Source organism: Streptomyces sp. NPDC056347, from assembly GCF_042262625.1.
Lineage (GTDB): Bacteria > Actinomycetota > Actinomycetes > Streptomycetales > Streptomycetaceae > Streptomyces.
The window spans coordinates 22,466-29,726 of the sequence record NZ_JBHJQP010000100.1 but is presented as its reverse complement, the minus strand read 5'-3'; the positions used below and the strand labels follow the sequence as shown (position 1 = coordinate 29,726).

6 protein-coding genes are annotated in these 7,261 nt (G+C 74.9%); all 6 read left to right on the top strand.

Annotation, left to right across the window (positions count from 1 at the left end; translation table 11 throughout):
• Positions 1 to 96: 96 nt before the first annotated feature.
• The 6 genes from ACFCV8_RS22585 (at position 97) to ACFCV8_RS22560 (ending at position 7,244) form a co-directional block, all read left to right on the top strand.
• Positions 97 to 1,170 (top strand): nitronate monooxygenase, encoded by a 1,074-nt coding sequence (locus tag ACFCV8_RS22585; protein ID WP_376687207.1) that lies wholly within the window; start codon positions 97 to 99, stop codon positions 1,168 to 1,170.
• Positions 1,167 to 1,913 (top strand): 16S rRNA (uracil(1498)-N(3))-methyltransferase, encoded by a 747-nt coding sequence (locus tag ACFCV8_RS22580; RefSeq protein WP_376687206.1) that lies wholly within the window; start codon positions 1,167 to 1,169, stop codon positions 1,911 to 1,913. The genes ACFCV8_RS22585 and ACFCV8_RS22580 overlap by 4 nt, the downstream gene beginning before the upstream one ends.
• Before the next feature lie 121 nt (positions 1,914 to 2,034).
• A complete protein-coding gene (locus ACFCV8_RS22575) occupies positions 2,035 to 2,571 on the top strand; it encodes a hypothetical protein (RefSeq protein ID WP_376687205.1) in 537 nt (178 codons plus the stop codon).
• 82 nt (positions 2,572 to 2,653) lie between these two features.
• Positions 2,654 to 5,884, top strand: a complete 3,231-nt coding sequence (locus ACFCV8_RS22570) for a S41 family peptidase (protein ID WP_376687204.1) — start codon at positions 2,654 to 2,656, stop codon at positions 5,882 to 5,884.
• A gap of 79 nt (positions 5,885 to 5,963) precedes the next feature.
• The gene (locus tag ACFCV8_RS22565; protein WP_376687203.1) at positions 5,964 to 6,323 is read left to right on the top strand and encodes a histidine triad nucleotide-binding protein; all 360 of its coding nucleotides are present in this window, start codon (positions 5,964 to 5,966) and stop codon (positions 6,321 to 6,323) included.
• A gap of 12 nt (positions 6,324 to 6,335) precedes the next feature.
• Positions 6,336 to 7,244 carry a ribonuclease Z gene (locus ACFCV8_RS22560; RefSeq protein WP_376687202.1) on the top strand — a complete coding sequence of 303 codons (909 nt, stop codon included), beginning with the start codon at positions 6,336 to 6,338 and terminating at the stop codon, positions 7,242 to 7,244.
• Positions 7,245 to 7,261: the final 17 nt, after the last annotated feature.

The following is a 7,261-nucleotide window of genomic DNA, read 5'->3' as shown; positions in this document are numbered from 1 at the left end:
CCCTCGACGGGGGCCGCCCGGCGTCTGCGCGTACCGGGGCCGTGGCGGGTGCGTCCCGGCGGGTCCGGTCCGGCCCGGGCGTGACACGATGCGGTCATGTCATCCGCATTGACCGATCTCTGCCGGTATCCGATCGTGCAGGCCCCGATGGCGGGCGGTGCCTCCTGTCCGCAGCTCGTCGCGGCCGTCTCCGAGGCGGGCGGGCTCGGCTTCCTCGCCGCCGGTTACAAGACCGCGGACGGGATGTACAACGAGATCAAACAGCTGCGCGGGCTGACCGCCCAGCCCTTCGGCGTCAACCTCTTCATGCCGCAGCCGGGGCTCGCCGACCCGAGCGCCGTCGAGGTGTACCGGCACCAGCTCGCGGGCGAGGCCGCCTGGTACGAGACCCCGCTCGGCGACACGGACGTGGACGGGGACGACGGCTACGACGCCAAGCTGGCCATCCTGCTGGACGATCCGGTCCCGGCCGTCTCGTTCACCTTCGGCTGCCCCACCCGTGACACCCTCGACGCCTTCGCCGGCGTCGGCACGTACACCGTCGTGACGGTCACCACGCCCGAGGAGGCCCAGACCGCCCAGTGGGCGGGCGCCGACGCGGTCTGCGTCCAGGGCATCGAGGCGGGCGGCCACCAGTCCACCCACCGCGACGACCCGCAGGCCGACGGCTCGGGGATCGGGCTGCTCTCGCTGGTGTCCCAGGTCCGCGAGACCGTGCAGATCCCGATCGTCGCCACGGGCGGACTGATGCGCGGCGCGCAGATCGCCGCGGTGCTCGCCGCGGGCGCCGACGCGGCGCAGCTGGGCACGGCCTTCCTCGCCTGCCCGGAATCCGGGGCGAGCGTGCTGCACAAACAGGCGCTGACCAACCCGCTGTTCGTCCGGACCGCCCTGACCCGGGCGTTCTCCGGCCGCCCGGCCCGCGGCCTGGTCAACCGCTTCATGCGCGAGCACGGCCCGTACGCCCCGGCCGCCTACCCCCAGGTCCACCACCTGACGGCCGGGCTGCGCCGGGCGGCGGCGAAGGCCGGGGACGCGCAGGGCATGGCGCTGTGGGCCGGGCAGGGCCACCGGATGGCACGCGAGCTGCCGGCCGCCCGGCTGGTCGGGCTGCTCGCCCAGGAACTGGACGCCGCGCGTACGGCACTGAGCACAGGGAGTACGAAGTGACCGCACCCGTCTTCGTCGTCGAACAGGTCCCCGACGGGCCCGAGTTCGTCCTGGAGGGCCCCGAGGGCCGGCACGCCGTGTCGGTGAAGCGACTGCGCGCGGGCGAGGCGGTCGTGCTCACCGACGGGCGGGGCCGCTGGACCGAGGGCCTGGTGTCGGCCGCCGAGGGCAAGGACCGGCTCGTCCTCGCCGGACTGGCCCCGGTGCGGGAGGAACCGCTGCCCGCCCCGCGCATCACCGTCGTCCAGGCGCTGCCCAAGGGCGACCGGGGCGAGGTCGCCGTGGAGACCATGACGGAGACCGGTGTCGACACGGTCGTGCCCTGGCAGGCGGCCCGCTGCATCACCCAGTGGAAGGGTGAACGCGGCCTCAAGTCCTTGTCGAAATGGCGTGCTACGGCCCGGGAGGCGGGCAAGCAGTCCCGCCGGGTGCGCTTCCCCGAGGTGGCCGACGCGATGACGACGAAACAGGTCGCCGCCCTGCTCGCCGGGGCGGAGTTCGCGGCCGTCCTGCACGAGGACCGGGAACACCCCAGCGATGCCCTGGCCACCGTCGAACTCCCCGCGCGGGGCGAGATCGTGCTGGTCGTCGGGCCCGAGGGCGGGGTGTCGCCGGAGGAGCTCGCGGTCTTCGCCGCGGCGGGGGCCCGGACCTGCCGGCTCGGCGCGAGCGTGCTGCGCACCTCCACCGCGGGCACGGCGGCGACGGCCCTGCTGCTGGGACGCACCGGCCGCTGGTCGTGACGCAATCCCCCCCCGGGACCCGGCGTGATCCGTCCGGGCCCGGGCGCGCGCTCCGGAGCCAATTTCGGCGCGCCCGCACGCCTTCTACCGTCCGGCGGGTGATCGGTGGGAAGCTGCCCGTATGGGGACAACAAGGGCATGGATCCAGGGGCGGGGCCGACGTGTTCCGGCCGCCTGCTCACTCGTGGCCGCGGCGGTCCTGACCACCGCCGCCTGCGAGCCGGCGGGCGGGCTGAACTCCGCTTCCATCGCCGTGACCACCGACCGGGTCGGCACCGGCGCGCTGGAGAGCAACGGGGTCGACGTGCGGTGGCTGAGCTGCTCCGCCGGGGTCGACGGCGCCCGCGCCCTGGGCGCCTCGCCCGCCGCGTCCGTGCCCCGCAGCGCGAACGTGGACTGCTCGGGCAGGACCGGCAGCGGCGAGACCATCACGCTCACCGGCAAGGTGACGCAGGAGCTCGGAGGGCGGTGCGTACGGGGCGATCTGACCGCGAGAGCGGGCGGGCGGTCCGTCTTCCGGGCCGACGTGCTCGGCAACTGCGACGCCCCGCCCCCGGTTTCCGTGATCACCCCGATCCCGCCGGCCGCGGGCGGCAACGGCTTCCGGCCCACCGTCACCGTCACCGTGACGGTGACCGAAACCCCCCTGGGCAAATGAGTCCGGACCGGTGTCCGGCCACCCGCCGGACTCCGGCCAACCCGGTTACGGACGGCACGGCCGCGCCCCTAGGGTGATCGGTGTGACGCAGCCTGCCTACCTCCGGTACCCCCATGTCCACGGCGACGTGATCGCCTTCACCGCCGAGGACGACGTCTGGCTGGCGCCGCTGGACGGTGGCCGGGCCTGGCGTGTCAGCGCCGACAACCGGCCCGTCGGCCAGCCGCGGATATCGCCGGACGGGGCCGCGGTCGCCTGGACGTCCACCCGGGACGGGGCCCCGGAGGTGTACCTCGCACCGGCCGACGGCGGCCCCGCCACCCGGCTCACGTACTGGGCCGACAGCCGGACCGAGGTCCACGGCTGGACGTCCGGCGGTGAGGTGCTCGTCGTCAGCGCCCACGGACAGGCGTCGTTCCGGCGCACCCGGGCCAGTGCCGTCCCGGTCGACGGCGGCCCCGCGCGGATCCTCCCGTACGGGCAGCTCGGCTCGCTGGCCCACGGGCCCGGCGGCCGGGCCCTGCTGCTCTCGGCCACCATGGGGCGCGAGGCCGTCGCCTGGAAGCGCTACCGGGGCGGTGCGGCGGGCAAGCTGTGGATCGAGCAGGAGCCCCCGGCGGACGGCCCGGCCCGGTTCGTCCGGCTCCACGAGGGGCTCGACGGGAACATCGAATGCCCGATGTGGGTCGGCGGACGCGTCGCCTTCCTCTCCGACCACGAGGGCACCGGCGCCGTCTACTCCTCCCTCCCCGACGGCTCCGACCTGCGCCGCCACACCAGCCTCGACGGCTTCTACGCCCGGCACGCGAGCACCGACGGCAGCCGTGTCGTCCACGCCTCGGCCGGTGAGCTCTGGCTGCTCGACGACCTGACGGGCAGCGCCCCCCGCCGCCTCGACATCCGGCTCGGCGGCCAGCGCACCGACCTCCAGCCGTTCCCCGTGCACGCCGACGGCCACCTCCGATCCGTCTCCCCGGACCGCACCGGCCGCGGCAGCGCCGTCGTGACCCGCGGCGCCGTCCACTGGGTCACCCACCGGGGCGGCCCGGCCCGCGCGCTCGCCGCCGAACCCGGCGTACGCGCCCGGCTGGCCCGTACCTTCCAGGCCGAGGGCGATCCGCACGTCGTCTGGGTCACCGACGCCGAGGGCGACGACGCCCTGGAGTGCGCCCCCGCCACCGGCGCCGCTCCCGGCGCGGCGCCGCACCGGCTCGCGGCGGGACGGCTCGGCCGGGTCCTCGACCTGGCCGCGGCCCCCGACGGCAGCCGGTTCGCCGTCGCCACGCACGACGGGCGGGTCCTGGTCGTCGGACGGGAGAGCGGCGAGGTCCACGAACTGGACCGCTCCGAGCACGGCGACGCCTCGGGCCTCGTCTTCTCGCCCGACTCCACCTGGCTCGCCTGGTCCCACCCCGGACCCCGCCCGCTCAGCCAGCTCAAGCTCGCCCACCTCACCGACCTGTCGGTCGCCGAGGCCACCCCGCTGCGCTTCCGGGACTTCTCGCCCGCGTTCACCAACGACGGGAAGCACCTCGCCTTCCTCTCCGAGCGCTCCTTCGACCCGGTCTACGACAGCCACGTCTTCGACCTGGCGTTCCTCGCCGCCTGCCGCCCGTACCTGCTGACGCTCGCCGCCACCACCCCCTCCCCGTTCGGCCCCCAGCGCCACGGCCTGCCCGTGGAGAAGGACAAGAGCGGCGAGGGCGACCAGGACAACCCGACCGCACAGCCCATCACCCGCATCGACCTCGAAGGGCTGGCCGGCCGGATCGTGCCGCTGCCCGTCCGGGCCGCCGGCTACTCCACGCTCCGCGCCGCGAAGGACGGGCTGCTCTGGCTCAGCCACCCGACGGCCGGGGTGCTCGGCACCAGCGCCGCCGTCCCCGGCTCCGGCCGCCCCGAGACCACCCTGGAGCGGTACGACCTGGAGAAGCTGCGCAGCGAGGAACTCGCCTCGGACGTACAGGACTTCGAGGTCAGCGGGGACGGCCGGCGGCTCGTCCTGCGCACCCGTGGCGCGCTGCGCGTCGTACCGTCCGACAGCCATGTCGCGGCCGACGACGAGGACGGCGGCAGCGACGGCGGGATCACCGTCGACCTCTCCCGCGTCCGGCGCGTCCTCGATCCGGCCGCGGAATGGCGCCAGATGTACGACGAGGCGGGCCGCCTCATGCGGGACAACTTCTGGCACCCCGGCATGGGCGGCGTCGACTGGGACGGCGTCCTGGACCGCTACCGCCCGGTGCTGGCCCGGGTCGCCACCCACGACGACCTGGTGGACCTGCTGTGGGAGGTCCAGGGCGAGCTCGGCACCTCGCACGCCTACGTCCGCCCGGCCTCCGGCTGGTACGACGAATCGGCCGGGCAGGGACTGCTCGGCGCCGACCTCTCCCGCACCGACGGGGGCACCTGGCGCATCGACCGGGTCCTCCCCTCGGAGACCTCCGACCCGGAGGCCCGCTCACCGCTCGCCGCGCCCGGCGTGGCGGTGCGCGCCGGGGACACGGTCCTCGCCGTCGACGGCATCCCGGTCGATCCGGTGACCGGGCCCGCCCCGCTGCTCACCGGCTCGGCGGGCCGCCCGGTCGAGCTGACCGTCGCCCCCGCGGACGGCGGGGAGCCCCGCCACGTGGTCGTCGTACCGACCGACGACGAGGAGGCGCTGCGCTACCACGACTGGGTCGCCGGCCGGCGGGCCCGGGTGCACGAGCGCTCCGGCGGCCGCCTCGGCTACCTCCATGTCCCCGACATGAGCGGCGCGGGCTGGGCGCAGCTCCACCGCGACCTGCGGGTCGAGATGGCCCGCGAGGGACTGATCGTGGACGTCCGGGAGAACCGCGGCGGCCACACCTCGCAGCTCATCGTGGAGAAGCTCGCCCGCCGGGTGATCGGCTGGGACGTACCGCGCGGGATGCGGCCGCACACCTATCCGCTGGACGCGCCGCGCGGCCCGGTGGTCGCGGTGGCCGACGAGTTCTCCGGCTCGGACGGCGACATCGTGACCGCCGCGATCAAGGCACTGGGCATCGGCCCGGTCGTCGGTACGCGTACCTGGGGCGGCGTGATCGGCATCGACAGCCGCTACCAGCTGGTGGACGGGACCGGGGTCACCCAGCCCAAGTACGCGTTCTGGTTCGAGACGGACGGCTGGGGTGTGGAGAACCACGGCGTCGATCCCGACATCGAGGTCGTCGTCACCCCGCAGGACCACGTGGCGGGCCGCGACCCGCAGCTGGACGAGGCGATCCGGATCGCCCTGGAGGCGCTGACCCGGGCCCCGGCGGTCCGGGCACCGGAGCTGCCCGGGGCGTAGCCGGGGGACGGGGGTGGCGGGGCCGGGGGCCCCGCTACCATGCCGTACAACGATCACCAGCTACCGAGGAGCCAGTCCCATGGCGGGAGAACCGCAGCCCGACTGCCTGTTCTGCAAGATCGTCTCGGGTGAGGTCCCGGCAACCATCGTCCGCGAGACCGAGACCACCGTCGCCTTCCGGGACATCAACCCGCAGGCCCCGGTCCACGTCCTGGTCATCCCGCGCGTCCACCACCCGGACGCCGCCGCGCTCGCCGCCGCCGAGCCGTCGGTCGCCGCCGACGTGCTGCGCGAGGCCGGGCAGGTCGCCGCCGACGAGAAGATCGTGGACTCCGGGTACCGGATCGTCCTCAACACCGGCGCCGGAGCGGGCCAGACCGTCTTCCACGCGCACGCCCACGTCCTCGGCGGCCGCGGCCTCCAGTGGCCCCCCGGCTAGGGGCACCGCACCATGTCCGTACGCGAACTCGTGGTCCTCGGCACCGCCAGCCAGGTCCCGACCCGGCACCGCAACCACAACGGCTATCTGCTGCGCTGGGACGGCGAGGGCATCCTCTTCGACCCCGGTGAGGGCACCCAGCGCCAGATGCTGCGGGCCGGTGTCGCCGCGCACGACATCGACCGGATCTGCGTCACGCACTTCCACGGCGACCACTCGCTGGGCCTGGCCGGGGTGATCCAGCGGATCAACCTCGACCAGGTCCCGCACCCGGTCACCGCGCACTACCCGGCGAGCGGGCAGCACTTCTTCGAACGGCTGCGGTACGCCACCGCCTACCGCGAGTCCGTCGAGCTCACCGAGGCCCCCGTCGCCGCCGACGGGGCGCTGGCCACCACCGGCACGTACACCCTCAGCGCGCAGCGGCTCTCGCACCCCGTCGAGTCGTACGGCTACCGGCTCGTCGAACCGGACGCGCTCCGGATGCTGCCCGGGAAGCTCGCCGAGCACGGCATCCGGGGGCCGGACGTCGGCCGCATCCGGCGCGAGGGCGCCCTCGGCGGTGTCACCCTCGACGACGTGTCCGAGACGAGGCGCGGCCAGCGGTTCGCGTTCATCATGGACACCCGGCTCTGCGACGGCGTGCACGTCCTCGCCGAGGGCTGCGACCTGCTGGTCATCGAGTCGACCTTCCTCGACCAGGACGAACGGCTCGCCACCGACCACGGCCACCTGACCGCCGGTCAGGCGGGCCGGGTCGCCCGGGACGCGGGCGTACGGCACCTGGTGCTGACCCACTTCTCGCAGCGCTACGACGACCCGGCCGCCTTCGAGGCCCAGGCCCGCGCGGCGGGGTTCGAGGGCGAACTGACCGTGGCCCAGGACCTCGCCAGGGTCCCCGTGCCCACCCGCCACCTCTGACCACACCAGTACCAGCG